The organism is Aliisedimentitalea scapharcae, from assembly GCF_045277565.1.
Taxonomy (GTDB): domain Bacteria; phylum Pseudomonadota; class Alphaproteobacteria; order Rhodobacterales; family Rhodobacteraceae; genus Aliisedimentitalea; species Aliisedimentitalea scapharcae.
Genome location: NZ_CP123584.1, coordinates 737,742 through 764,449 on the forward strand (window position 1 = coordinate 737,742; position 26,708 = coordinate 764,449).

Below are 26,708 nucleotides of genomic sequence, written 5' to 3' on the forward strand. Positions count from 1 at the left end.
AGCGCAGGTGATTCGCAGATTGGGATTGATTCGCGGGGCCGGAAAGGCGATTAATGTAACAAAAAAGAAAGCAGTTTTGAGCAGTATAGGGGCACATCAGATGTCAAAGATTGCATTGGTTGATGATGACAGGAACATCCTGACATCAGTTTCGATGACCCTTGAGGCCGAAGGCTTTGAGGTTGAGACCTACAATGACGGCCAGGCGGCGCTCGATGCGTTCAACAAGAAATTGCCGGATATGGCGGTGTTGGATATCAAGATGCCACGCATGGATGGTATGGATCTGTTGCAGCGTCTGCGCCAGAAAACCCAGATGCCGGTTATTTTCCTGACGTCCAAGGATGATGAAATCGACGAAGTCCTGGGCCTGCGCATGGGCGCAGATGACTATGTAAAGAAACCCTTTTCCCAGCGTCTGTTGGTCGAGCGGATCAGGGCGCTGTTGCGCCGCCAGGACGCCTTTATCGGTGACGCCGCAGGGTCGAGCCCCGAGGCGAAGGTCATGGAACGGGGCGAATTGCGGATGGATCCGCTGCGCCATTCGGTCAGCTGGAAGGGCAACGATGTGTCCCTGACAGTGACCGAGTTCCTGCTGTTGCAGGCGTTGGCCCAACGGCCGGGGTTCGTAAAGTCACGCGATCAGCTGATGGATGTGGCCTATGACGATCAGGTTTATGTGGACGACCGAACCATCGACAGCCACATCAAACGTTTGCGCAAGAAAATGCGAACTGCGGACCCTGATTTTTCGGCGATCGAGACGCTGTACGGGATCGGATACCGGTACAACGAAGAATAGGCGACCGGTCTGAACCAGGATCGGCAACAGGAGCGAACAACGGTTTTGCGCGATACAACCACATCTCAAACTCATCGCAACGGCGATGTTGTGCTGGGCGACGATTGGATCGCGCCAGACAATACTGTCGCCGAAGAGATGCGGGCCAAACGGGCGCGTCGAGGTTTCCTGCCGTTGCGCGGGTCTCCGTTGACGCGCAAGATCGTTACCTTCAACCTGATTGCGCTGATCATTCTGGTCTCTGGGATCCTGTATCTCAACTCTACCCGCGACAGCCTGGTTGTTCAGCGCGCGCGGACCCTGGTCGGAGAGGCCCATCTGGTATCGGATGTCTTTGAGGCCCAGCTGCCCGCGAGCAGCCCGGTCAACCTGACAACGGGTGACGGCATTGATGTGCCCGGCACGCTGAAGGCGCTGACGCTGCAACGCGGTGAAGAGGTGCTGATTTTTGACACCAGCGACACGATTGTCGGACGCATTCAGGGCGTGGGGCAGCAAGAGATTATCCCGGGTGCTCAGTCGGAAACCGAAGGGCGGACGGTGTTGACGGACGGGTTGTCCTGGGTCTGGTCGCTCGTGTCCGGGCTTGTGTCTTCGAACCAGACAACAGCGGCACCAGATCTTGTCTCTCAGTTCAAGGCGTTGGCACCGCTGGCCCTCCAAGGGCAAACCCAGGCCAAAACCCTGATTGGCCCCGATGGGGGGCGGGTATTTTCTGTCGCGACACCCATTCTGCACAATGGGGTGGCGGTCGGCGTCGTCGTCCTGACCAGCCCTTCGGGTGAAGTGGACGCGTTGGTCCGCGGCGAGCGGGAGCGTGTGCTGCAAATGTTCGTTGTTGCGCTGTTGGTCTCTGTCGGGTTGAGTCTGGTTTTGGCGTCCACGATTGCCAATCCGTTGGCTGATCTTGCAGAAGCGGCCGAACTGGGCCGTGAACGCAACAGCCGCAACGCAGACAAGGGGCGGATCCGTATTCCTGATCTCAGCGCCCGCCCGGACGAAATCGGTCGGCTCAGCCGGGCTTTGCGTGGTATGGTCAAGGCGCTCTACAATCGGATTGACGGCAACGAACAATTCGCAGCCGATGTGGCACATGAAATCAAAAATCCTTTGGCCAGCCTGCAGTCGGCCGTGGGAACTTTGCGGATGGTCAAACGCGATGACCAGCGGGAAAAACTGATGGAAGTCATCGAACATGACGTTCGTCGGCTGGATCGGCTGGTCAGCGATATTTCGAATGCGTCGCGGTTGGATGCTGAGTTGGTCAAGGAAGAGCAGGTTGATTTCGACCTGCTGCAAATGCTGGGCAACCTGAACCAGTTCCTGGGCGAAGACGCGCGATCCAAACAAATAGACTATATCACCGACATGCCCGCCGACCCGATCATCGTTCATGGGCTCGAGGCGCGGTTGGCGCAGGTGTTTGTCAACCTGATCACGAATGCGATTTCGTTCTGCGAAGAAGGCGATGCCATTCGGGTTTGGGCCAGACGACGGAAAAACCGGGTTCTGATCGTGGTTGAAGACACCGGACCCGGGATACCGGACCAGGCGCTGACCAAGATCTTCAAGCGCTTTTATTCCCAGCGGCCCGACGAACATTTTGGAAACAATTCGGGTCTGGGGCTGGCGATTTCGAAACAGATCATCGAATCTCATGGCGGTGTCATCTGGGCCGAAAACATCCGCCCGACCGAGGCAGATATCACGTCGGACCCCTTGGGTGCCCGTTTCGTCGTGGGTCTGCCGCTTTGATCCATGTCCGGCTCTGATCCCACCAGCGTCTCCAATACACTGATCCTGCATGCTGCCTGTGTTTCGGTCGATGACAGGGGGGTGCTGATCCTGGGGAAATCAGGAAGCGGAAAATCCGGGCTCGCGTTGCAATTGATGGGGTTGGGCGCGACGTTGGTTGCGGATGACAGGGTGGAGCTCAAGCGGCAGGGGGCCGATCTCGTGGCGCGCGTGCCAGCGGCAATCGCAGGTCTGATCGAAATGCGCGGCCTTGGAGTGTTGCGGGCGGATCACCGCGACACTGCGGTGATCCATACAGTTGTGGATCTGGATCAGACCGAAGAGAACCGCCTGCCGGACCATCATATGATTGAACTGCTTGGGCTTCAGCTTACATTGTTGAAAAGAGTGAACAGTCCGGTTTTTGCGGCGTCGCTGCTGCACTATCTGAAATGCGGGCGTCACACACCATGAGGCCAAGATGAACACTGCTCCCAAACGATTGGTTTTGGTGACCGGGCCGTCAGGCGCGGGCCGTTCCACTGCGATCAATGTGCTCGAAGACCTGGGGTTCGAAACCATTGATAATCTGCCCTTGCGGCTGTTGCCGCGTCTTTTGCAGGGGTCAGAATGGGACCACCCACTGGCGTTGGGTATGGATATCCGTAATCGCGATTTTTCGACCACTGCGCTTTTGGATCTGATCGAAGAACTGGCTGGACGATCGGATATCGAGGTGAACATCCTGTATCTGGACGCAGCTCCGGACGTTCTGTTGCGCCGCTATTCGGAAACCCGGCGCACGCATCCGATGGCACCGGCTGAATCACCAGCAATCGGGATCGAACGGGAATTGGACCTGATGGCCCCGATCCGCGACCAGGCGGACACGCTTGTTGAGACGTCGGACCTGAATGTTCACCAGTTGCGGGACGAGATATTTCGATTTTTTGCGCCCGAGACTGGCAAGATTCTGGCCGTGTCGCTGCAATCATTTTCCTACAAACGGGGATTGCCGCGCGGCGTGGACATGGTGTTTGACTGCCGGTTTTTATCCAACCCGTATTGGGTGTCGCAACTGCGGCAAAAGGACGGTCGCGATATCGCCGTGGCGACGCATGTGCAGGCAGATCCGCTGTTCAAACCATTTTTTGACAGGGTGGTGGATTTGGCCCGGCTATTGCTGCCAGCATACAAGGCAGAGGGGAAATCCTATCTTTCGATCGCCTTTGGATGTACCGGGGGGCAACATAGATCTGTTGTTATTGCAGAAAGCCTGGCCAAGGCCCTTGCAGAAGACGGCCAGCAAGTGTCAATTAGGCATCGCGAGCTGAAAGACAGGCGATAGACTTAGCGAGGCCGATTTGATCGGAATAGTGATCGTGGCACATGGGGGACTGGCCAGAGAATATCTGGCGGCGGTCGAACATGTGGTGGGTGCCCAGATGGGGCTAAAGGCGATTACCATTCTGCCAGATGATGATCGTGACGACAAACAGCAGGAAATTTGCGCTGCTGCCGACGCCGTCGATGCCGGTGACGGTGTGGTTGTTGTGACGGATCTGTTTGGAGGATCTCCGTCAAACCTGAGCCTCAAGGCCTGCACCCCCCAGAACAGACGCATCCTGTATGGTGCCAATCTGCCGATGCTGATCAAGCTAGCGAAAACCCGCCACCTGCCCGTTGGCGATGCGGTTCGGGGCGCGATGGAAGCCGGTAAAAAATATATTAACACCCGCAATGTCAGCCCTGAATAGGGCACTGGGAGCCATATGACACAACGAACATTGAAAATCGTGAACGAAAAGGGACTGCACGCCCGGGCTTCGGCCAAGTTGGTCGAAGTGGTCGAAGGGTTTGACGCCACGGCAGAAGTCGGCCGCGACGGGTTGTCCGCGTCAGGCGACAGTATTATGGGACTTTTGATGTTGGCAGCCTCCAAGGGAACGACTATTGACGTCGAGACGTCTGGACCGGATGCTGATGCATTGGCAGATGCGCTCGAAGCATTGGTGGCTGACAAGTTTGGCGAAGGGTTCTGACCCGGCCAGAAATGAGAACAGGACTGGGATAGTGGCTGATACCGCACATGAAAATAGGGCTGACCTGAGGCCGGATGCGGAACAGCAGTCGGGCGAAATCTATGATCGCCGGACGCTGACTTATGCCAATTCCTTTGACAATCCATGGACATCCTTTGCGATCCGGGCCATCGAGTGGTTTACGGGCAAGATTTCGATCCTGCGGATGGTCAAGAAATTTGAACGTACGAATGCCGTTTACCGGGGACAGAAGTTTTGGCGGGGTGCCCTGAATGTCATGGGTATCGAGCTCCTGACGCCAATCGAACAGATTCGCAATATTCCGGCAGACGGGCCGGTGGTCGTGGTGGCCAACCATCCTCACGGGATGGTTGATGGCATGATTCTTGCCGAGCTGATCGGCCAGAGGCGTGAAGATTATCGGATTTTGACCCGATCCGTTTTGACCGGGCTGGACGAAGCTGCGACATCCTTCATGATTCCAGTTCCGTTTCCACATGACCCCGAAGCCCAACGCAAGATGGTGGAAATGCGGGCCAACGCGATGACACACCTGAAAGAAGGCGGTGTTGTTGCGCTGTTCCCGTCGGGTGTGGTGATGAGTTCGGACAGTTGGTTTGGTCCTGCGATCGAACAGGAATGGAATGTCTTTACAGCGCAGATGATCCGCCGGTCGGGTGCGCGCGTGGTGCCGATTTTCTTTCCGGGCTCCAATTCGCGCTGGTATCTGATTGCAAACCGGGTGTCCGCTATTCTGCGTCAGGGATTGTTGCTGCATGAAATCGTGCGCTCGTGCAATCGCCCGCAAAAGCCGGTCATTGGCAAGCCTTTGACAGACGAAGAAATGCAGCCCCTGCAAAAAGACCCGCGCGGGTTCATGGCCTGGTTGCGCGATCACACCATGCGGCTTGGTAACTGATCCACACACTGCTGAGCGATCGTTTGGCGGTGTCTGGGCTGCGGCCACCCCAAAGCCCCAAGGGGGAAAATCCGCCTTGGGCCTTTGTCGCTGTGGAACAGGTTATCGTGTAGGTACGGGCGTCTCACCCCGATAATCATAAAAGCCACGTTTGGTCTTGCGACCCAGCCACCCAGCTTCGACATATTTGGTCAGCAGCGGGCAAGGGCGGTATTTGGTGTCGGCCAACCCGTCATGCAGGACATTCATGATGGCCAGGCAGGTGTCCAGCCCGATGAAATCCGCCAGCTCCAGCGGACCCATGGGATGGTTCGCGCCCAGTTTCATCGACTCGTCGATTGAACGGACATTCCCCACGCCTTCGTACAATGTGTACACCGCTTCGTTGATCATCGGCATCAGGATCCGATTGACGATAAAGGCGGGAAAATCTTCGGCGCTGGCAGCGGTTTTCCCCAACCGATCCACAACCGTCTTGCAGGCATTGAAGGTGGGTTCATCGGTGGCGATGCCGCGGATCAGTTCCACCAGTTGCATGACAGGAACGGGGTTCATGAAATGGAAACCCATAAACCGTTCCGGGCGGTCAGTCCGACTCGCCAGACGGGTAATCGAAATCGACGATGTATTCGAGGTCAGGATCGTATGCGGTTGAAGGTGGGGGAGCAGATCTTCGAAGATCGCCTGTTTGACAGTTTCCCGCTCTGTTGCGGCTTCGATCACCAGATCTGTGGCCCCAACATCGGGCAGGTTCAATGTGGTCGAGATCCGCCCCATGGCTGCCTTGACGTCTGCATCGGAAATTTTGCCGCGGCTGGCCTGACGGTCCATGTTTTTCTGGATGGCGACCAGAGCGGCGTCCAGGGCCTGCTGGCTGACATCGGTCATGACCACATCGTAGTCCGCCAATGCCATGACGTGGGCGATCCCGTTGCCCATTTGCCCCGCGCCAATAATCCCGATCTTCTGAATTTCCATGGCCTGACTGCCCCTCGGTTTGCTTTGGTCCGACCTTATCGGCTGTCAGGGTTCAAGGACAAGTGGACGTTATGTCCACCCCGCTGTGATCGCCCTAGTTTTGCTAAAATTAACGAATTAGCAATTTGGCAACGGCTGCCCATCATAGTGAGTCTTGGGTGAATATTGGTGGGTAAGATGAGCTATGAACTCTTTGGTGCAGACGCACCGGGAATCGCTCCCTGTCGGTACGGGGAGTCGAAATTATTGGTCCGGGGACCGGAGCGGGACCTGACCAGCCCCTATATCGCGATCCTCGGGGGAACCGAGGTTTTCGGGCGCTTTGTGGACATGCCGTTTGCGGCATTGCTGGAAAGCCAGCTGGGGCGAACATGCGTCAACTTTGGTTGCGTGAATGCGGGATTGGACAGCTTTATGCATGATCCCGGAATTCTGCGACGGGCCCGGTCGTCCAAGGTCAGTGTGGTCCAGGTCATGGGGGCACAGAATTTGTCGAACCGGTATTTTCGGGTCCATCCCAGGCGCAATGACCGGCTGGTGGAGGTTTTGCCAAAACTGGTTGCGCTATTTCCCGAGATCGACTTTACGGAGTTCCACTTTAACCGGCATCTGTTGAATACGATCCAGCAGGTTTCAGAGGCGCGGTTCGCGGTGGTTCAGGACGAATTGCAACGGGTTTGGCTGAGCCGGATGCGCCTGTTGATCCGGGCGCTGGGGGCCAATATCGTCTTGCTCTGGATCCGATATGGCCCGAATGAAAATGCCCATTTTCTGGATCACGAACCGCCCTTGGTCAGCCGACACATGGTCGAGACGCTTGGTCCGCAGGTACGAGGTGTCGTGGTAACTGACGTACAGCGTGCGGATGCCGGCGGAGAAGTTCAGGATATGGAGGTGGGGCCGGTACATCGCCCGATAGCGGGTCATGTGATCGGGCCCTGTGCACATCGCAGGGTTGCCGCAGATTTGGAGGCGTTCTTGCGCGCCTTGTAAAAAAGGCCCGCCTATTTGGCGGGCCTTTTCGATTTGGGAAGCGGTTCGGGATCAGCCGAGTTTTTCGGTGAGTTCCGGGACAGCGGTGAAGAGGTCGGCGACCAGGCCGAAGTCTGCGACCTGGAAGATCGGTGCTTCTTCGTCCTTGTTGATCGCGACGATCACTTTGGAGTCCTTCATGCCGGCCAGGTGCTGGATCGCGCCCGAGATACCAACGGCAACATACAGGTCAGGAGCCACAACTTTACCGGTCTGACCAACCTGCCAGTCGTTCGGGGCATAGCCCGAGTCGACCGCAGCGCGGGATGCGCCAACGGCGGCCCCCAGCTTGTCAGCCAGTTTCTCGATCAGGGCAAAATCCTCTTCGGACCCGACGCCACGGCCACCGGACACAACGATCCCGGCCGAGGTCAGCTCGGGACGATCAGAGGCGGCGACCTTGTCTTCGACCCACGACGACAGACCCGGATCGGCAACTGCCGACACGGTTTCAACCGACGCAGAGCCACCGGTCCCAGCCGCGTCGAATGTCGCGGTGCGGAAGGAGACGACTTTTTTGGCGTCCGAGGATTTCACGGTCTGGATCGCGTTGCCGGCATAGATCGGGCGCTCGAATGTGTTGCCATCGACAACACCGGAGACGTCCGAAATCACCATCACGTCCAACAGAGCCGCCACGCGGGGCAGCACGTTTTTCGCGTCAGTGGTGGCAGGCGCAACGATGTGTTCGTAATCGCCCGCCAGGCTGACGATCAGCGCCGCGGTGGATTCTGCCAGGCGGTGGCCCAGTGTCGCATCTTCGGCAACCAGGACCCGTGCCACACCGTCGATCTTGGCTGCGGCTTCACCGGCAGCAGCAGCAGTGCCGCCCGCAGCCAGCACAGTCACATCGCCCAAACCTTTGGCGGCGGTCACGGCCTTGGCGGTGGCGTCCATCGCCAGTTCGCCGTCGGTCACTTCAGCAAGGAGAAGAACAGCCATTACACAGCCCCCGCTTCTTTGAGTTTCTCGACCAGTTCATCAACCGACCCAACCACGATGCCAGCAGCGCGGGCTTCGGGTTCGGATGTGGTGACGATTTCCAGACGCGGAGAGACATCGACGCCATAGTCGGCGGCTGTTTTCTCGTCCAGCGGCTTTTTCTTGGCCTTCATGATGTTGGGCAGCGACGCATAACGCGGCTCGTTCAGGCGCAGGTCAACGGTGATGATCGAAGGCATCGACACGTTGATGGTCTGCAGGCCGCCATCGACTTCGCGGGTCACGACGGCCTTGTCGCCATCGATGTCCAGGCCCGAGGCAAAGGTGCCCTGGGACCAGCCCAGCAGCGCCGACAGCATCTGACCGGTGGCGTTCATGTCGTTGTCGATCGCCTGTTTGCCGCACAGAACAACACCGGGCTGCTCTTCTTCGACTACTTTTGCCAGGATCTTGGCAACAGCCAGAGGCTCGATGTCGGTGTGCACATCATCCGCTGCAATCACCAGGATCGCGCGGTCTGCACCCATGGCCAGAGCCGTGCGCAGAGTTTCCTGAGCTTGCTTAACGCCGATCGAAACCGCAATGACCTCATCGGCCTTGCCTGCTTCTTTCAGACGAATGGCTTCTTCCACCGCGATTTCGTCGAATGGGTTCATCGACATCTTCACGTTGGCGAGATCGACACCGCTGCCGTCCGCCTTCACGCGGACCTTAACGTTATAGTCAATCACGCGCTTGACAGGCACGAGTACCTTCATTTCTGCGTTCTCTCCTTAGTATGGCAGCCGCCCAGGGCGACTCCCCTCCATGCTCTCGCGGTGTTGATACAGAAGCCGTCCCCGCCATAACAGGGCAAAATCGTCACGTTTTGGCACACCGACGTCGCGTTTGGTGTTTTGCGTCAGATTCTTTGCAAGAATGTTGCGCAGTGCTCGTTTTTCGACGCGGCGGCGGGAGCCGGGGTCGCGGGAATCAATGAAAATGAATACGACCACCCGATAGGGGTGGCCGGTGTCGCAAATCGTCGTATGGATGCGGGGTCAGCGGTTTGCGCCGGGAACCCACAACACATCGGCCGTGCCGTTGTCATTGGCGACACGCGCGGCGACAAAAAACCAGTCGCTCAGCCGATTGAGGTATTTGACGGCGGCCGGGTTGATCTGTTCGACAGTCGACAATTCGGTCGCCAGACGTTCGGCCCGGCGCGCGACTGTCCGGCAGACATGCAATTGCGCCGCCAGCCGTGATCCCCCCGGCAGGATAAAGCTGCGCAAGGGTTTGAGATCTGCATTCATGATGTCAATTTCCGCTTCTAACCGTTCGACCTGTGCCGTGACCATGCGCAGCGGTGGGTATTCGGCGGTCGCATCCTGTTCCATGTCGGGACGGCACAGGTCCGCGCCCAAATCGAACAGGTCATTCTGGATGCGGGCCAGCGCGGTATCGGTTTCCCCGGTGGCGTCCAAACGGGCAACGCCGACAAAGGCGTTCAATTCGTCGGATGTGCCATAGGCCGATACGCGGGCCGAATGCTTTGCGACACGGGTGCCGTTACCCAGGGCAGTGTCGCCTTTGTCGCCGGTGCGGGTGTAGATCTTGTTTAGGACCACCATGTGATCAGCCCCCTTGGCGCAGATAAATGAACAGCAGGATCAGCCCCACAGCGATGAATTGTAGCAGGAGCCGCAATTGCATCAGCTTGTTGCTGTATTTTTTGTTGAATTTACCGCCTTTGCCAAAGCCGCCAATGCCAAGCACCAGAACGACGACAACGGCCAAGATGGCAATCACCACAAGTATAAAGAGCGGGTCGCCCATGATGTCCTCGCAAGGTTTCCAGAATCTGCCGATGGTCTAACGCGGGTCGCCCAGAAAGGCGAATGACTTTTTGCCTCGGCGCGCTGGCCACACAACGCTAACCACCGATACGGGCCAGAAGACGGTCAGATGCCCGGGTCGAGAGAATGCGCCGCAACAGGCCGCCAATATGGGTCGGTGTTGTCACATAATAACGCGGGTGCGGGCGGCGGGATTCGCAGGCGTGGGCCAGTTTGACGGTCACGGCCGAAGCGGGCAGCTCGAACCGGTCGGTCCCGGTGCTTTCATACAGGCGTTTCAGCAGGCTGGATTCGTATTTTGCGCGCAGCGGCGAATTTTCCCAATCAATGAACCGTTCAAAATGAGGGATCGATTTTTCCCGCAGCTTGGAGGTGACAGGGCCAGGCTCGATCAATGATATATGGATGCCCGTGCCGCGCAGCTCGACACGCATGGTGTCGGTCAACCCTTCGAGCGCGTATTTCGTTGCCACATATGCGCCCCGCCACGGAAAGGCGACAAGACCCAGGATCGAAGAGTTCTGAACGATGCGCCCGTGGCCCTGTGCGCGCATCACCGGGATCACCTGTCGGGTCAGTTCATGCCAGCCAAACAGATTGACTTCGAAAATATTGCGCAATGCGTCGGTCGGCAGGTCTTCGACAGCACCGGGCAGGCCGTGGGCACCGTTGTTGAACAGCGCGTCCAATGTGCCGCCGGTGTGATCCAGAACGCTGGCCAGTCCGGTTTTGATGCTGTCAGAGTCGGTATAGTCGATCCGCGGGGCCTGGAACCCTTCGGCGCGCATCCGGTCACAATCGCGTTGTTGGCGGCAGGAGGCAAACACCTGCCAACCGCGGTCCCGCATCCCCCGCGCTGCGTCCAATCCGATGCCAGACGAGCACCCGGTAATCAAAATCGACTTCTTCATGAAGATCTGCCCGCAATTGTCCCGTTAGTGTCCGGTGAGTTTCCTGACCAACAGCCTATGGCGCGACTTAGCGTTCGGATCAATCGGGTCAATCGCGAAATGAGAACAAATGTTGTACGCGCGCTACTGGGACTTCTTGCTGATCAGCGAAGCAGCGATCCAGCCGATGTTCTGACCCTGCACGGATCGCAGGCGCAGCCAACCTGTGCCGCTGTCGTCCAGCACTTCGACCGCATTGCCCAATGACAGCCGCTCGATCACTGGATAAGTGGTGCCGGGTCCGTTGCGCATATTCACGCGGGTGCCAGTTACTTCGCGCAGATCCGGTTCAGGGTCGGCATAGGGCACCTGTTCTTCGGCGGCAGGTGCCGGTTGCGAGATGGAAACCAGCTGGGCGGTACCATCTGCAAGCGATGCCACCGAGAGTCCCGTAGACGCGGCCTGGACCGGGAACAATTCGAACCCGCCGGCTAGCCCGCGGCTCAGGACATCGCGCCGCGCTGCTGCGGCCTCTTCGGTCAGGGCAACCTGCTGGGTCGTTTGTTCCTGGGGCATGGGAAAGCTGCGGGTGACGCGTTTGGCCAGCACAGGTTTGGGTTTGGTCACGGCTGTTGCCGCAACGCGTTCGATGACGCCGAGGCGTTGGGTGACGTCCTGTTTGGCAAGCTGATCGGGTCGTTCAGGGGGCTGAAAATCAGCGCCCCCGCTCAGCTCGTAAAAGGCCCATCCAAGAAAGGCGAATGAAACAACAACAAAGCGCGACATGGCGCACCCCCCAAAGGCAATCATAAAAGAATTTTTAGCGCGACTCCGGTGGCAGACAATCCGGATGTCTCCAATTGTTACCGAATTGAACGATTCGGAACACCGGGGAACCAATAGTTTTTTCTCCCCACACCAAAAGGTTGTAGAAAACCGGTACAGGACATGAACAAGGTTGGGGACAACTGGAAACGGTCGCTTTACCCTGCTTGCATTGATGCGTATCAGTAAACCATGACCGAAGTGGTAGACGACCCCGCCAAGAATGAGGGCCCCCAGGGCTCTGAGATATCTGAACCGCTGCGCCGTGCAATCGGCGAGCGATATCTGACCTATGCGCTGAGTACGATCATGCACCGGGCGCTGCCGGATGCGCGTGACGGGCTAAAGCCAGTGCATCGGCGGATTCTATATGCCATGAGCCGCCTGCGTCTGAATTCGACAGGAGGATTTCTGAAGTCCGCCAAGATTTCAGGCGACACCATGGGGGATTTCCACCCGCATGGCGATGCCGCGATTTATGATGCGATGGCGCGTTTGGCCCAGGATTTTGCAGTGCGCTACCCGCTGGTCGACGGGCAGGGGAATTTCGGCAACATCGACGGCGATAATCCGGCGGCCTCGCGTTATACCGAAGCCCGGATGACCTTTATCGCCGAGGCGATGTTGGAAGGGTTGAGCGAAAATGCGGTCGATTTTCGCGACAATTATGATGGGCGCCTGCAGGAGCCCAGCGTATTGCCGGCGACCTTTCCCAATATTCTGGCCAATGGTGCCGCCGGGATTGCGGTGGGGATGGCCACGAACATTCCGCCGCATAATATTGCCGAACTGATCGATGCCTGTGTGCATTTGATCAAGACACCGGATGCCCGTGACGACACATTGTTGAACTATGTACCAGGACCGGATTTTCCGACCGGCGGTGTGATTGTCGAACCACGCGAAAACATCGCCCAGGCCTATAGCACTGGACGTGGATCGTTCCGGTTGCGCTGTTCTTATGAGGTCGAGGATCTGGGCCGTGGTCAGTGGCAGGTCGTTGTCACCGAGATCCCGTATCAGGTGCAGAAGTCCAAGCTGATCGAAAAGATTGCCGAGGCGATCCAGACCAAGAAAATCCCGATTCTGGCCGATATCCGAGACGAGTCAGCCGAAGATATCCGGATCGTTCTGGAACCTAGATCCAAGAATGTGGACCCGGATGTGCTGATGGGCATGATGTATCGCAATTCGGATCTCGAAGTGCGGTTCAGCTTGAACATGAACGTTCTGATTGACGGCGTCACCCCCAAGGTCTGTTCGATGAAGGAGGTGCTGCGCGCCTTTTTGGATCACCGGCGCGAGGTGCTGCAACGCCGTTCTGAACACCGGATGGAAAAAATCGACCACCGGTTGGAAGTGCTCGAGGGCTTTATCGTTGCCTTTCTGAACCTGGACCGTGTGATCGACATCATCCGGTATGACGATGATCCCAAGGCCGCTTTGATGCGCGAAGATTGGAGCCGTGATTTTGTCCGGGCGATGGACGAATCTGATTACGTCAGCCCGCCACCGGGCGAGGGCGAGCTGTCCGAAGTCCAGGTCGACGCCATTCTGAACATGCGGCTGCGCAGCTTGCGCCGCCTCGAAGAGATGGAGTTGATCCGCGAACGCGACGCATTGATGGAAGAGCGGGCAGGGCTCGAAGACCTTCTTGCGTCGGATGATCTGCAATGGTCTCGGATTTCGGATCAGCTGAAAGAGACCAAGAAGCAGTTCGGAAAAGACTACGACGGCGGCGCGCGGCGCACCCGCTTTGCCGAAGCAGGCGAAGTCGAAGAAGTGCCGCTGGAGGCGATGATTGACCGCGAGCCGATCACCGTGGTCTGTTCACAGATGGGTTGGATCCGGGCGATGACGGGTCATATCGACCTGACCCGCGAGCTCAAGTTCAAGGATGGAGATGGGCCACGGTTCATTTTCCATGCGGAAACCACGGACCGATTGCTGGTCTTTGGGTCAAACGGACGCTTTTATACCTTGTCCGCGGCCAATCTGCCGGGGGGGCGCGGGATGGGCGAGCCGGTGCGATTGATTGTCGATCTGCCCAATGAGGCTGAAATTCTCGACTTGATGATCCACAACCCGGACGGCAAACTGCTGGTCGCTTCGAGCGAGGGCAACGGTTTTGTCTGCGAGGAAAAGGAAATCGTCGCGCAGACCCGGACCGGCAAGCAAGTCCTGAACGTCAAGGGTGACGACAAGGCCAAGCTGTGTATCCCCGTCATTGGTGACCACGTGGCCATTGTGTCCGAGAACGGAAAATTCCTGGTGTTCCCAACCGAAGAATTGCCGGTGATGAGCCGCGGCAAAGGCGTGCGGTTGCAGAAATACAATATGGCGCGGGGCAAACAGGGTGCTTTGGAATTGGATGGCGGGCTGAGCGATGTCACCACCTTTGACTGGTCCGACGGCCTGAGCTGGGAAATGGGAGGCGGCAAAACCCGGCATGAACCGGATTTGGCCCAATGGCTGGGCAAACGCGCAGGTGTGGGTAAACGACCGCCCTATGGCTTTCCGCGTACCTATAAGTTCAAATGACATTGAACATGCCGGGATTGGGCGGCTTCCGGCCGCCGTCCTGTTGCCTGCGCGCACCTGTGGGAGCCTTGGGTGCAAGCGCCTGTTTACCCCCCGCCCTCAGTCGGTCTAATGGAGCGATGTGTTTTTCTTGGGGTTCCGACAGATGATCCGAATTTTCGCCGCTTTGGTTGCAACGATGCTGGTGGTTGGGTGTACGCCTACGACTCCGGACGAGCCTTTGGCCGATTTGGGCGCGTTCCGCCTGGGGCATAACATCGTGATTGCCGATAACTTGCAGAAAGTTCCCGGATCACGCGATGCGTCCAAAAAGGAATGGACCGACGCCCTGACCCGTGCGGTCGAAGAGCGGTTTGGCCAGTACCAGGGGGATCAGCTGTATCACTTTGGTATCAGTATCGAAGGGTACAACCTGGCGACAGGCGGTGTCCCATTGGTATTCACGCCCAAATCGGTTCTCGCAGTCAATGTGACGATCTGGGATGATGCCGCCGGGGCCAAGCTGAATTCGGAAGTCGAGCAGTTTACCATTTTTGAAACCACATCGGCCGAAAGTGCCGTGGTCGGATCGGGGTATACGCGATCCAAGGAAGAACAGGTTCTGGGATTGGCGCGCAACGCTGTCGGTCAGATCGAGGACTGGATGATCGCGCAACGCAAAGCCGAAGGTTGGTTCGACTCCCGTCCCGGAGCGGCCACCGATGCGGTCGTGGTGCGTCCGCTTCTGGTTGACACGCTCGACGAAGACTCCGCGCCTGCACCTGACGCGACGCAACCGGTGCAGGATCCGGCCGCCAATGCCCCATTGGATTCAGCGGCGCAAAACGGCTGATTCACTTTGTGGTCTTGGGGGCGTGCTTCAAGAGCCCCTTGATTTTTGTCGCTGAACCAAATATGTCGCGCGCGCAGAGGAACGGGTCCGGTGACGACCCCACATTTTAAAAGGGCGCCTTACCATGGCAAAGGAAAAGTTTGAGCGTAACAAGCCGCACGTCAACATCGGCACCATTGGCCACGTTGACCACGGCAAGACCACGCTGACCGCAGCGATCACCAAATACTTTGGTGACTTCAAAGCCTACGACCAGATCGATGGCGCACCGGAAGAAAAAGCGCGCGGGATCACCATCTCGACCGCGCACGTGGAATATGAGACTGAAACACGTCACTATGCCCACGTTGACTGCCCCGGCCACGCCGACTACGTCAAGAACATGATCACCGGTGCTGCCCAGATGGACGGCGCGATCCTGGTTGTGAACGCAGCTGACGGCCCGATGCCCCAGACCCGCGAACACATCCTGCTGGGCCGCCAGGTTGGCATCCCGCACATGGTCGTCTACATGAACAAAGTTGACCAGGTTGACGACGAAGAGCTGCTGGAACTGGTGGAAATGGAAATCCGCGAGCTGCTGTCTTCGTATGACTACCCTGGCGATGACATCCCCGTCATCCCTGGTTCGGCTCTGGCCGCGATGGAAGGCAACAACCCTGAAATCGGCGAAGAATCCATCAAGAAGCTGATGGCTGCTGTCGACGAATACATCCCGACTCCGGCGCGTGCTGTTGACCAGCCGTTCCTGATGCCGGTCGAAGACGTGTTCTCGATCTCGGGTCGTGGTACTGTTGTGACCGGTCGTGTGGAACGTGGCGTGATCAATGTTGGCGACAGCATCGAAATCGTTGGTATCCGCGACACCAAAACCACCACCTGTACCGGTGTTGAAATGTTCCGCAAGCTGCTGGATCGCGGTGAAGCCGGCGACAACATCGGCGCCCTGCTGCGCGGTATCGACCGTGACGGTGTTGAGCGTGGCCAGGTTCTGTGTGCTCCGAAATCGGTTCAGCCGCACACCAAGTTCGAAGCCGAAGCCTATATCCTGACCAAGGAAGAAGGCGGTCGTCACACCCCGTTCTTTGCGAACTACCGTCCGCAGTTCTACTTCCGGACCACCGACGTGACCGGGACCGTGACCCTGCCCGAAGGCACCGAAATGGTTATGCCTGGCGACAACCTGAAGTTCGACGTTGAACTGATCGCCCCGATCGCGATGGAAAACGGTCTGCGTTTCGCCATCCGCGAAGGCGGCCGCACCGTCGGCGCTGGCGTCGTGTCCAAAATCACTGAGTAAGGCCGAGTTTTCGCAGAAAACTCTGGCCAGTGGCAACAGGCGGTTTTCCCTTCCGGGAAAACCTGCCAAGCGCCACACCGGTGAACACCAAAAGAAGGCCGCTCCAACCCGGAGCGGCCTTTTTTCATGCGGCGGCGACAGCGGGTTTGGGTTTCTGGGTACCCGTTCAACGGGGCGAGCTACCGTGGCGTTCTACTGGGCAGGTCGGTGCAGCAGGTCTAACCTGCACGGAAACCAAACCGGAGACACAGATGAAGTTTTATGATTGCTCGACCGCCCCGAACCCACGCCGGGCGCGGATGTTCATTGCTGAAAAGGGGCTTGATATCGACACCCAGGACGTGTCGATCGCCAAAGGCGAGCAACTGCGCCCGGAATTTCTGGCGGTCAACCCACGGGCAACAATCCCGGTTCTGGTGACGGATGAGGGACATGTTCTGACCGAGAACCTGGGCATTGCGGCCTATCTGGAGGCACGGTTCCCCGATCTCCCGTTGATGGGTCGGACGCCTGATGAAAAAGGGTTGGTTCTGATGTGGCATTCGATTGTCGAGCAACAGGGCGGCATGGCCGTCGCCGAGGCGTTGCGCAATACAAACCCGCATTTCAAAGACCGGGCTATTCCCGGACCCACAAATTTCCCTCAGATTCCTGCTCTCGCCGAACGGGGTTTGGCCCGGATTGATCTGTTTTGGGATATTCTGGAAGACCGGCTGCAACAGAGCCGCTGGATCGCCAGCGATGCGTTTACCTTTGCCGATATCAGTGCGTTTGTTTTTGCGGATTTTGCCCGGGTGGTCAAAAAGCGGATCCCCGAAGGCAATATTGCGTCGCTGGCGTGGTACGAGGCGATCCGATCGCGACCCAGCGCACAGCTATAGCGCGCTGATGCCAGACCGGGGCGGTGTGCCGGTGTTGCCCCGCCCAGTTGTTCCTCCCGGGCCAGTGTCCCCCCCCCACAGGGCCAGTGTTTTTCCTGTCCGGCGTATCCCCACGGGGTATCGTGACACAGTACAGTTGCGGCACTTGTTGGATCGGGCAGAGACAGACCAAAGGAGAGGCCCAAGCGATATGGCGATGTCTTTGCCGGCGTCGGACGCGTCGTCACCTATCTGCATTTTACCGGATAGGTGGTGCGAAACTCGGACGTAGGATACACCTGTTTTGGGTCAAAACAGGTGACGCGACCGACACCCTGCACCCAATGCAGATGGGGATCTGAATATTCTTCGCCCCGTATTCGGGCTTTGGTCAGGGTTTCAAAATGGAGGTGCACCGCCATCCCCAACGCCCCGGTCGCCCCCATGGTTCCAATCTGTTGGCCGCGGGCAACCTGTGTTCCGGGTTCGACCTGCCGTGTTTTGAGGTGTTTATAGACCGTCAGACGTTCGGCTCCGGTGTCATCAATCCCGTGGGACAGGACGATCCGATTTCCATAGGCTGGTTCATAAAAGGAAGCCTGCACCACGCCGGGTGCTGCTGCCAGAACCGGCGTGTGCAGTTTTGCCCAAATATCAATGCCCAGATGCTGTTTCGAACCGTCGTTGCGGTATTGCTCGGAAATATAGGGGGCGTTGGCCGGCATGGTCACGGGAATCTCCGGGATATGCTGATCGTAATAGTCTGATTTTCCATAAAGTTTTTCCCGGTCGCATCCACCAAGGAGCCCAAGGGTCAAAGCCAGTAAAAGGATGCGCATTCATATCTCCCCGAGATTTGTTGAAGATTTGCAAAACCGGGTCATCTGTGCAATCCAATAGTACTAGACAGAAATGTCTAGACAGGGCTGTTGTCGCTCAATACGCTCGTGCCGACAGTGTGATTCCGGGGAGGAACAGGGATGAAGTCTCATTATCGGGCCGTTGTGATCGGCGGCGGTGTGGTTGGTGCTTCGGTGTTGTATCATTTGGCCAAGATGGGATGGTCGGACGTCTGTCTGATCGAACGCAAGATCCTGACCGCTGGATCCAGCTGGCACGCGGCCGGTGGGTTTCACGCTTTGAACGCAGACCCCAATATTGCCGCCTTGCAAGCCTATACCATTGATTTGCTGGAAGAGATCGAAAAGGAAAGCGGTCAGCCGGTCGGTATGCACATGACCGGTGGGCTGACGCTGGCGGGGACGCCGGAACGCTGGGAATGGCTCCAGTCCGCATACCGTGTGTTTCAGACGATCGGTATCGACGATTGTCGATTGGTCACGCCAGAAGAGGCTGTAGCGTTGAACCCGGTCATGTCCGGTGATGGTATTCTTGGGGGGCTTTGGGCCGATCGCGAAGGATACATCGACACCACGGGCACGGTCCATGCCTATGCGGGGGCGGCCAAGAAATACGGTGCCACGGTGGTCGAAAACAACCGGGTGATCGAGCTGAACCAAACGGCTGATGGGTGGCAGGTGGTCACCGAAAAGGGCACGATCACCTGTGAACATGTGGTCAATGCCGGGGGGCTCTGGGCCAAACAGGTCGGGCGCATGGCGGGGGTCGAACTGCCGCTGTCACCGCTGAACCACCATTATCTGATCACGGATACCATCCCCGAAGTGGCCGCGCTGGATCGTGAATTGCCAATGACTGTGGATCTCGAAGGATTCACCTATATGCGCCAAGACCAAAAGGGGATGTTGGTCGGGATTTACGAGATCGACTATGATCACTGGATGGAGGACGGCGCGCCTTGGGAGTACGGGTTCGAGCTGCAGCAGGAGGACCTAGGGCGGATCGAAAACGAGCTGATGCTGGGATTTGAACGCTATCCGTGCCTGAATGATGTCGGGATCAAGACCTGGGTCAATGGTGCCTTTACCTTCTCGCCCGATGGCAACCCGCTGGTTGGGCCTGTGCCGGGCAAGCGCGGCTATTGGACGGCCTGTGCTGTCATGGCGGGTTTCTTGCAGGGTGGTGGCGTTGGAAAATCGCTGGCGGAATGGATGATCCATGGTGAGCCAGAGGCGGATGTCTATGGTATGGACGTGGCGCGTTATGGCGATTTTGCCCAGAACAAACGCTATATCCGCGAAACCACCGGGCAGTTCTATTCGCGCCGGTTCGTCATGACCTATCCCAACGAACAACTGCCTGCGGGCCGACCGCTGAAAATGGCCCCTGCGCATGATGCGATGACGGCAGCAGGGTGCCAATGGGGATGCAGCTGGGATTTGGAGGTGCCGCTGTATTTCGCACCGCAGGGGTTCGAGGAAACCCCGACGCTCAAACGGTCGAATGCGCATGACATCGTGGCCGAGGAATGCAAGGCGATCCGTGACGGTGTGGGCCTGTTGGACATCACCGGTTTCTCCAGGTTTGAGGTCACAGGGGACAATGCCGAAAGCTGGTTGAACCGGATCATGGCATCCAGGCTGCCCGCTCCGGGGCGGGCCAGGCTGGCCCCGATGCTGGGCGAAAACGGCAAGCTCAAAGGCGATCTGACCGTGCTGAATTGGGGTGAGGGACGGTATTGGATCATGGGCAGCTATTACTTGCGTGCCTGGCATATGCGTTGGTTCAACGACCATATGGAGGATGGCGTCTCGGTACGTGATCTGGGCGAAGAAATCTGTGGATTTGCCGTGATTGGTCCCAAGTCGCAGGCCGTCGTTGAAAAATTGGCGGAACAGGACATCGGCACGTTGAAATTCATGGGCTGTGGGCAATTCGACATTAGTCTGGTGCAGGCGCATGTGGCGCGCATGTCGGTGACCGGCGAAAAGGGATACGAGATCAACTGTCGCTATGGAGATCATATCGCCCTCCGCCGGATGTTGCTGGATGCGGGCGAACGCGAAGGTATCCGCGAAGTCGGATTCAACGCCATGCTGTCGACCCGGATCGAAAAGAGCTTTGGGATCTGGTCGGCGGAATTCACCCAAGGTTATACGCCGGGCATGACGGGCATGGATCGCTGGATCGACTGGGACAAGGAGTTTGTCGGAAAACAGGCGGCGGTGGCCGAACGTGATGGGAACGGGCCAGCGCAGGTGCAGGTGACGCTCGAGGTGGACACACCGGACGCGGATGCCAGCGGGTATGAACCGATTTGGTCGGACGGTGCACGGGTGGGATTTGTCACGTCCGGGGCCTATGGGCACCATACCGGGAAGTCATTGGCCATGGCGTTGGTTGATCATGACAAATCCGCAGAAGGCACCGAGCTGGGTGTGCATATCGTCGGTGTGGAACGTACGGCGCGGGTGATCGCGGCGTCCCCCTATGATCCAACAGGAAAGGCGATGCGAGGATGAGCCGCAGACGAGGACGTGACCGCGCACGCGAGGCAGCAGCGTCGCCCCAGCGCAAGGTGGACTATCGAAACCTGAAAAACCCGTTTCCGCCGATGAATGCCTTTACCGAAGACCGGATCGAGGCGCTGCACGAGGCGTCGATGACGGTGCTGGAAGAGCTGGGCATCAAGGTGCTTCTGCCCGAGGCGCGCAGGCTGTTTCGTGCGGGCGGAGCCAGGGTCGATGAGACCAGCGAGATGGTGTTCATTGGTCGTGACATGGTTGAGGCGGCGTTGTCCACGGCACCAAAGGCGATCCAGTTGCGCGCCGGGGCACGGCACCGTGATTTGGAGCTGAAGCTGGGCAATCTGGCGTTTCAACCCGGGGCTGGAGCCCCCCATGCCACTGATCTGGTGCGGGGGCGTCGTCCCGGAAGTTTGCGCGATTTTCAGGAAATGGTGAAAATCACCCAATCCTATGACGTTCTGCATATGGTGCCGCCTCTGGTCGAGGCACAGGATATCCCGATGCATCTGCGCCACTATGCGATGACGGAAACAGAACTGTTGCTAAGTGACAAGATGCCGTTTCTATATTCGCGCGGCACCCCACAGGTGATGGACGGGTTCGAGATGATCCGCGAATTTCGTGGGCTGTCAGAGGAGGAATTCCAGGCAGAAAGCCATTGCTACACGATTATCAACACCAATTCGCCGCGCGTGATTGACATGCCGATGGCGCAGGGGCTGATCGATTTTGCCCGGGCCGGGCAGATGTCGGTTGTTACGCCGTTCACCCTGATGGGGGCAATGGCACCGATCACCGTGGCGGGCGCGATGGCGCTCAGCCATGCCGAAGCGCTGTCGGCGATCACCCTGACTCAATTGGCCAAACCCGGCGCGCCGGTGTGCTATGGCACCTTTACCAGCAATGTTGACATGAAATCAGGTGCGCCCGCCTTTGGCACACCAGAACATTTCAGCGCCTCTCTGGTCGCAGGGCAATTGGCCCGGCGTGTTGGATTGCCGTGGCGCTGTGCCGGGGGCAGTGCGGCCAATGTCAACGACGCGCAGGCCGCCAATGAGACCCAGTTCGGGCTGTGGGGGTGCCTGATGGCCGGGGCGTCTGTGATCATCCATTCGGCCGGGTGGCTCGAAGGCGGGCTGACCGTGTCCTATGAAAAGATCATCACTGATCTGGAAGTGCTGCAGATGGTTGGTGAACTGTGCGCTGGAACCCCGGCGACGGACGCAGATATCGCATTGGACGCTCTGCGCGAGGTGCAGCCATCGGGCCATTTCTTTGGCGCAACCCATACGATGGAGCGGTTTCAGGATCAGTTCTATGAACCGGTTGTGGCGGATTGGTCGAACTTTGGCACCTGGACCGAACGGGGCAGCGTGGATGCAAACCATCGCGCGACAGGCGTCTGGCAGCGGGTAGTGGACAATTTCCAGCCACCACAGCATGATCCGGATCGGGTGGATGCGTTGAAATCTTTCATCGCCCGTCGTACCGAACAAGGGGGAGCTGCCCCCGAAAGCTGAGGAGCAAGCATGGCCCGTTCTAAACCTGTTCTGCACCGGGATGATCCCAAGGCCGAGCCCTTGGTCGGAAATATCAAGGTCACGCGGGAGGATTGGCTGAACGTGGCCATGGACGTTCTGATTTCGGATGGGGTTGAACAGGTCAAGGTGCTGGCACTCGCGGACCGTATGGCCGTGTCGCGGTCGTCCTTTTATTGGTACTTCAAATCCCGGCAGGACCTGTTGGATGCGCTGTTGCAGCAGTGGGAGGAAACCAACACGGCGGGCATGGTCGCCATGGCCGAACGCGCCGCGCCGACCATCACGGCTGCGATCTGCAATGTTTTCCGGTGCACGGCCAATTCGGGGTTGTTCAATACGGCGTTGGACTTTGCGGTGCGGGATTGGGCGCGCCGCTCTGGCCCTGTGCGCAGTTTGCTGGACCGGTCGGACCAGCGCCGGATGGAGGCGCTGAGCCGGATGTTTGCCCGGTATGATTATCCGGAATTTGAAGCGGAAACCCGTGCCAAGGTGCTGTATTACATGCAGCTGGGGTATGATGTGGCACAACTGAACGAACCCAACGAAGAGCGTGTCGGGACAGTGCCCGAATACCTGCGCATCTTTACGGGGCGCGACCCGCAACCCGGCGAGGTGGAAGAGTTCCAGGCCTATGCCATGGAGCAGTGGAAACAAGCGCGCTGATCCATCGCGGTCGAACACGCGACGATGCGATGGATCAGATTTGTGATCATGCTGCGTTCCGGTCCAGATCGTTCAACAGATCCAAGGCCGTTTTGCGGGCCGCCTTTGCGGCCTGTTCGCGAACGGGCCCATAGCCGCGAATTTCCATGGGCAGGGACAGGATCTGCTGCCAGGTCTCAACCGTCTGATCTGTGGCATCCCGCGCAGCCTGGGCAACCAGATCCTGATACCAGGCCAGCAGCGCCCGGTGCATGCGCGCTTCGCCGTGATAGGCAAAGGGATTCATGGCGGAGCGGCGGAGCCTCTTGCTTTGGGCAAGCAGCGACAGCACCGGGGTCAGCCATTGCCCAAAGGCGCGTTTCAGCGGGCGACCGCGGGTGTCAGTCTTGCGGCTGAACAGAGGGGGCGCGAGATGATAGTTCACCCTGAAGTCGCCTGTGAATTCCTGGCCCAGACGATCCGTGAACAACGGGTCGGTCATCAGTCGGGCAACTTCGAATTCGTCCTTGTAGGCCATCAGTTTGAACAGAGATCGGGCCGCCGGTTCGACCAGTGCCTCTGGCAGACCGGCCAATTGATCCGAATATTGCTTGGCATAAGCTGCATCTTGGTATCCGCTTAGAAACGCGACGCGCCGGGCAATCATCTGGTCCAGCGTTTCCTCCTGATCCTCTGGTTCGGCATAGTGGCTGGACAGGCGTGCGGGGTCGGCGGCCAGCGCCCGCCCGATGGCAAAGGCCAGCTTGTTCCTGTCAATGGCGACGCCGTTCAGAACAATCGCCTGATCCAGTGCAATTTGGCTGACCGGGACCAGACCCCTTTGCCAGGCAAATCCCAACATCATCACATTGGCCAGAACGGTATCTCCCAACAGGGTTTCTGCAACTTCGTTGGCGTCAAAGCCGCTCAGGTTTTCGGCACCGATCAAACCGGCGATCGCGTTGTGGCGCTCGGCGACCTTTAGCCGGGCGTCCCGGTGCAAGACCAAGTCTCCGGTGGGCATTTCGGCAGTGTTCAGCACCATACGGGTGCCGGGGCGGTAATGCGCGGATGCTTTGGGGGCCGAGCTGACGACCACGTCACACCCGATGACAGCATCCGCCGCGCGGGGATCTATGCGGACCTGGTTGACGCCTGCGGGTGTCTCCGCCAGCCGGATATAGGACAACACCGTCCCGAATTTCTGGGCGAACCCGGTGAAATCCAGAACCGAAGCCCCACGCCCTTCGAGATGGGCGGCCATGGTGATCAACTGACCAACGGTGACCACACCTGTTCCCCCCACTCCGGTGACCAACAGATCAAAGGCTGTGGTGAGAGGGGGGAGCTGTGGGGTGGGCAGGCCCTGAGTCAACTCGGCGACATCCAGTCCGGCGGGCTGACGTTTGCGCCGGGTGGCACCTTCGACGGTGACAAAGGACGGGCAGAATCCGTTCAGACATGAAAAATCCTTGTTACAGGAGCTCAGGTTGATCTTGCGCTTGCGCCCAAACGGGGTTTCCAACGGTTCGACGCTCAGACAGTTGCTCTCGACGGAACAATCGCCGCACCCTTCGCAAACCAGGTCATTGATAAAGGCAAACCGTTTGGGATCATCCATTGTGCCGCGTTTGCGGCGGCGGCGTTTTTCCGTGGCACAGGTCTGTTCATAGATCAGAACACTCACACCTTTGATCTCACGCAGCTCACGCTGGACGGTGTCCAGGGCGGCCCGATCATGAAAGCTGGTGCCCGCGGGGAAATCGGCACGGGTGAATTTGGCGATGTCATCTGACACCAATGCAATCCGGTCGACCCCTTCGGCGCGACACGTCTGGGCAATGCCCACGACACTGACGGGGCCGTCGACCGGCTGGCCCCCGGTCATGGCCACAGCATCATTATAAAGGATCTTGTAAGTGATGTTTGTGTCCGCAGCGACAGCCTGACGAATGGCAAGAGACCCCGAATGATACCAAGTGCCTTCGCCCAGGTTCTGAAAGACGTGTTTGCCACCGTTGAATTTCGACGCGACAACCCAAGGTACGCCTTCGCCGCCCATCTGGGCGTAGCCTGCTGTTTCCCGGTCCATCCAACTGGCCATCACGTGGCACCCGATGCCGGATTTGGCGACACTGCCCTCGGGAACTTTGGTCGAGGTGTTATGCGGGCAGCCCGAACAGAAATAGGGGGTGCGGGTGGCTCCGGATATGTTCAGCAGGGTGGGCGGAGTATCGACCAGCGCCTTGGCTTTGGCGGGCAAGTTTTCTTCTGGGAAAAAACTGTCGAGCCGCGCAGCCACAATGGGGGCCAGCATCTGCGGATTCAACTCTCCGGTCCAGGGAACCAGCGGTTCCCCGTGGCTGTCGTATTTTCCAACCATCCTGTCCGGCTTGTTGCCGGGCCAGTCATAGAAATACTCCTTGAACTGACTTTCGATGATGCCGCGTTTTTCTTCGACGACCAGCACTTCCTTTTTGCCGTTTACGAACCGCAAGGCGTTGCGTCGTGCCAGTGGCCAGACCATGCCGACCTTGTAGATGTCGATTCCAAGACGGCGACAGGCGGCTTCGTCCAACCCCAACAGGCGCAGGGCTTCCATCAGATCCAGATGCCCCTTGCCGGTGGTGACAAAGCCGAATTTGGATTTTTCGGTGTCATAAACGCGCGCATCAATCGGGTTGGCTTCGGCAAAGGCGCGCACAGCCTTGAGTTTGGCCTGGATGCGGGTTTCGATTTCGGGGCTGGGCAGATCGGCCAGACGCACATGAAGCCCACCAGGATAGTCGGGCAGATCAGGCAGGGTGAATGCCCGGTCGGGTTGCAGATCAACCGAACGAGCGCTTTCGACGGTTTCGGACACGGCCTTGAACCCGACCCAGGTGCCCGAATAGCGCGACAGCGCAAAGCCGTATTCGCCAAAGCTCAGAAATTCATCCACTGTGGCCGGGTTCAGCACCGGCATGAACCACGACATGAACGCCACATCCGACTGATGCGGCATGGATGAGCTGACACACCCGTGGTCATCTCCGGCCACCACCAGCACGCCGCCTTTGGATGATGACCCATAGGCATTGCCATGTTTCAGCGCATCGCCAGAGCGGTCCACTCCGGGGCCCTTGCCGTACCACATGGAAAACAGGCCTTCGACCTCGCAATGAGGGTCCAACACCGCCTGCTGCGCGCCCAATATTGCTGTTGCCCCCAGGTCTTCGTTCACAGCGGGCATGAAAGTGACGCTGTTTTCCTTCAATCGGTCCCGCGACCGCCACATCTCCAGGTCCACCCCTCCGAGCGGAGAACCGCGATAGCCAGAGACAAAACCGCCGGTGTTCAATCCGGCGTCTCGATCACGACGCGCCTGATCCAGCATCACCCGGGTCAGCGCCTGCGTGCCGGTCAGGAAAACCCGACCGGTCGTACGGGTGTAGCGGTCGTCCAACTGGTAGCTGGTAAAGTCATGAGTGAGCCGGGTCATTGCTGGGCTGTCCTTGCGCGGGTTTCGAAGTGACGGTTAAAATACCCTCGAATTGGTGGAGAATTCTTCCAATAATGTTCCAGAATGGAGATAATTCGGGTAGAGTTTCCAGAAGATAAT

Annotated in this window: 24 protein-coding genes; 15 read left to right on the forward strand and 9 right to left on the reverse strand. The window is 58.3% G+C overall.

Annotated elements, in window-relative coordinates; translation table 11 throughout:
• Positions 1-100 precede the first annotated feature (100 nt).
• From QEZ52_RS03490 to QEZ52_RS03520, 7 genes are read left to right on the forward strand one after another with little or no spacing between them, the layout of a single operon-like run.
• A complete protein-coding gene (locus tag QEZ52_RS03490; protein ID WP_406648015.1) occupies positions 101-802 on the forward strand; it encodes a response regulator transcription factor in 702 nt (233 codons plus the stop codon).
• Positions 803-847: 45 nt separating this feature from the next.
• Entirely contained in the window at positions 848-2,557 is a 1,710-nt protein-coding gene (locus tag QEZ52_RS03495; RefSeq protein ID WP_406648016.1) for a sensor histidine kinase, read from the forward strand.
• Positions 2,558-2,560: 3 nt separating this feature from the next.
• Positions 2,561-3,010, forward strand: coding sequence for an HPr kinase/phosphorylase (locus QEZ52_RS03500; protein WP_406648017.1), 450 nt, complete (start codon positions 2,561-2,563; stop codon positions 3,008-3,010).
• A gap of 7 nt (positions 3,011-3,017) precedes the next feature.
• Positions 3,018-3,884 (forward strand): RNase adapter RapZ, encoded by an 867-nt coding sequence (gene rapZ, locus QEZ52_RS03505; protein WP_406648018.1) that lies wholly within the window; start codon positions 3,018-3,020, stop codon positions 3,882-3,884.
• Positions 3,885-3,900: 16 nt separating this feature from the next.
• Positions 3,901-4,293, forward strand: a complete 393-nt coding sequence (locus QEZ52_RS03510; protein ID WP_406648020.1) for a PTS sugar transporter subunit IIA — start codon at positions 3,901-3,903, stop codon at positions 4,291-4,293.
• A 15-nt stretch (positions 4,294-4,308) separates the two neighbouring features.
• Complete coding sequence (locus QEZ52_RS03515; protein ID WP_406648022.1) at positions 4,309-4,578, forward strand: HPr family phosphocarrier protein; 270 nt, start codon at positions 4,309-4,311, stop codon at positions 4,576-4,578.
• 31 nt (positions 4,579-4,609) lie between these two features.
• Positions 4,610-5,497: a lysophospholipid acyltransferase family protein gene (locus QEZ52_RS03520; protein WP_406648024.1), complete on the forward strand. Its 888-nt coding sequence runs from the start codon at positions 4,610-4,612 to the stop codon at positions 5,495-5,497.
• Between the two features lie 102 nt (positions 5,498-5,599).
• On the opposite strand, the gene QEZ52_RS03525 is transcribed toward QEZ52_RS03520, so the two are convergent.
• Positions 5,600-6,475 carry a 3-hydroxybutyryl-CoA dehydrogenase gene (locus QEZ52_RS03525; protein WP_406648026.1) on the reverse strand — a complete coding sequence of 292 codons (876 nt, stop codon included), beginning with the start codon at positions 6,473-6,475 and terminating at the stop codon, positions 5,600-5,602.
• A 177-nt stretch (positions 6,476-6,652) separates the two neighbouring features.
• On the opposite strand from QEZ52_RS03525, the gene QEZ52_RS03530 reads away from it, so the two are divergent.
• A complete protein-coding gene (locus QEZ52_RS03530; RefSeq protein WP_406648028.1) occupies positions 6,653-7,468 on the forward strand; it encodes a DUF6473 family protein in 816 nt (271 codons plus the stop codon).
• 51 nt (positions 7,469-7,519) lie between these two features.
• Here the strand turns inward: QEZ52_RS03530 and QEZ52_RS03535 are convergent, their stop codons facing one another.
• The 6 genes from QEZ52_RS03535 to QEZ52_RS03560 all read right to left on the reverse strand — a co-directional run bounded on the left by QEZ52_RS03535 (position 7,520) and on the right by QEZ52_RS03560 (position 11,963).
• Positions 7,520-8,449, reverse strand: coding sequence for an electron transfer flavoprotein subunit alpha/FixB family protein (locus QEZ52_RS03535; RefSeq protein ID WP_406648029.1), 930 nt, complete (start codon positions 8,447-8,449; stop codon positions 7,520-7,522).
• The gene (locus tag QEZ52_RS03540) at positions 8,449-9,207 is read right to left on the reverse strand and encodes an electron transfer flavoprotein subunit beta/FixA family protein (RefSeq protein ID WP_406648030.1); all 759 of its coding nucleotides are present in this window, start codon (positions 9,205-9,207) and stop codon (positions 8,449-8,451) included. The genes QEZ52_RS03535 and QEZ52_RS03540 overlap by 1 nt, the downstream gene beginning before the upstream one ends.
• 282 nt (positions 9,208-9,489) lie before the next feature.
• A complete protein-coding gene (locus tag QEZ52_RS03545; RefSeq protein ID WP_406648032.1) occupies positions 9,490-10,062 on the reverse strand; it encodes an ATP:cob(I)alamin adenosyltransferase in 573 nt (190 codons plus the stop codon).
• A gap of 4 nt (positions 10,063-10,066) precedes the next feature.
• On the reverse strand, positions 10,067-10,267 hold the full coding sequence (locus QEZ52_RS03550; protein ID WP_406648034.1) for a twin transmembrane helix small protein: 201 nt from the start codon (positions 10,265-10,267) through the stop codon (positions 10,067-10,069).
• A gap of 97 nt (positions 10,268-10,364) precedes the next feature.
• Positions 10,365-11,198, reverse strand: a complete 834-nt coding sequence (locus QEZ52_RS03555; protein ID WP_406648036.1) for an SDR family NAD(P)-dependent oxidoreductase — start codon at positions 11,196-11,198, stop codon at positions 10,365-10,367.
• A 123-nt stretch (positions 11,199-11,321) separates the two neighbouring features.
• Positions 11,322-11,963 carry an SH3 domain-containing protein gene (locus QEZ52_RS03560; RefSeq protein ID WP_406648037.1) on the reverse strand — a complete coding sequence of 214 codons (642 nt, stop codon included), beginning with the start codon at positions 11,961-11,963 and terminating at the stop codon, positions 11,322-11,324.
• Positions 11,964-12,194: 231 nt separating this feature from the next.
• On the opposite strand from QEZ52_RS03560, the gene QEZ52_RS03565 reads away from it, so the two are divergent.
• The 4 genes from QEZ52_RS03565 (at position 12,195) to QEZ52_RS03580 (ending at position 17,556) form a co-directional block, all read left to right on the forward strand.
• Complete coding sequence (locus tag QEZ52_RS03565; RefSeq protein ID WP_406648039.1) at positions 12,195-14,543, forward strand: DNA topoisomerase IV subunit A; 2,349 nt, start codon at positions 12,195-12,197, stop codon at positions 14,541-14,543.
• Positions 14,544-14,688: 145 nt separating this feature from the next.
• A complete protein-coding gene (locus QEZ52_RS03570; protein ID WP_406648040.1) occupies positions 14,689-15,375 on the forward strand; it encodes a hypothetical protein in 687 nt (228 codons plus the stop codon).
• A 124-nt stretch (positions 15,376-15,499) separates the two neighbouring features.
• Positions 15,500-16,675: an elongation factor Tu gene (gene tuf / locus QEZ52_RS03575; protein ID WP_406646644.1), complete on the forward strand. Its 1,176-nt coding sequence runs from the start codon at positions 15,500-15,502 to the stop codon at positions 16,673-16,675.
• Positions 16,676-16,926: 251 nt separating this feature from the next.
• Positions 16,927-17,556: a glutathione S-transferase family protein gene (locus QEZ52_RS03580; protein ID WP_406648041.1), complete on the forward strand. Its 630-nt coding sequence runs from the start codon at positions 16,927-16,929 to the stop codon at positions 17,554-17,556.
• Between the two features lie 227 nt (positions 17,557-17,783).
• On the opposite strand, the gene QEZ52_RS03585 is transcribed toward QEZ52_RS03580, so the two are convergent.
• A complete protein-coding gene (locus tag QEZ52_RS03585; protein ID WP_406648043.1) occupies positions 17,784-18,374 on the reverse strand; it encodes a M23 family metallopeptidase in 591 nt (196 codons plus the stop codon).
• Positions 18,375-18,515: 141 nt separating this feature from the next.
• Here QEZ52_RS03585 and QEZ52_RS03590 point away from each other — a divergent pair, with 141 nt between their 5' ends.
• From QEZ52_RS03590 to QEZ52_RS03600, 3 genes are read left to right on the forward strand one after another with little or no spacing between them, the layout of a single operon-like run.
• Positions 18,516-20,918 (forward strand): FAD-dependent oxidoreductase, encoded by a 2,403-nt coding sequence (locus QEZ52_RS03590; protein WP_406648045.1) that lies wholly within the window; start codon positions 18,516-18,518, stop codon positions 20,916-20,918.
• Positions 20,915-22,444, forward strand: a complete 1,530-nt coding sequence (locus tag QEZ52_RS03595; protein ID WP_406648046.1) for a trimethylamine methyltransferase family protein — start codon at positions 20,915-20,917, stop codon at positions 22,442-22,444. Before QEZ52_RS03590 ends, QEZ52_RS03595 begins: the two co-directional genes overlap by 4 nt.
• 9 nt (positions 22,445-22,453) lie before the next feature.
• A complete protein-coding gene (locus QEZ52_RS03600) occupies positions 22,454-23,128 on the forward strand; it encodes a TetR/AcrR family transcriptional regulator (RefSeq protein ID WP_406648047.1) in 675 nt (224 codons plus the stop codon).
• Between the two features lie 46 nt (positions 23,129-23,174).
• On the opposite strand, the gene QEZ52_RS03605 is transcribed toward QEZ52_RS03600, so the two are convergent.
• Positions 23,175-26,588: an indolepyruvate ferredoxin oxidoreductase family protein gene (locus tag QEZ52_RS03605; protein ID WP_406648048.1), complete on the reverse strand. Its 3,414-nt coding sequence runs from the start codon at positions 26,586-26,588 to the stop codon at positions 23,175-23,177.
• Positions 26,589-26,708: the final 120 nt, after the last annotated feature.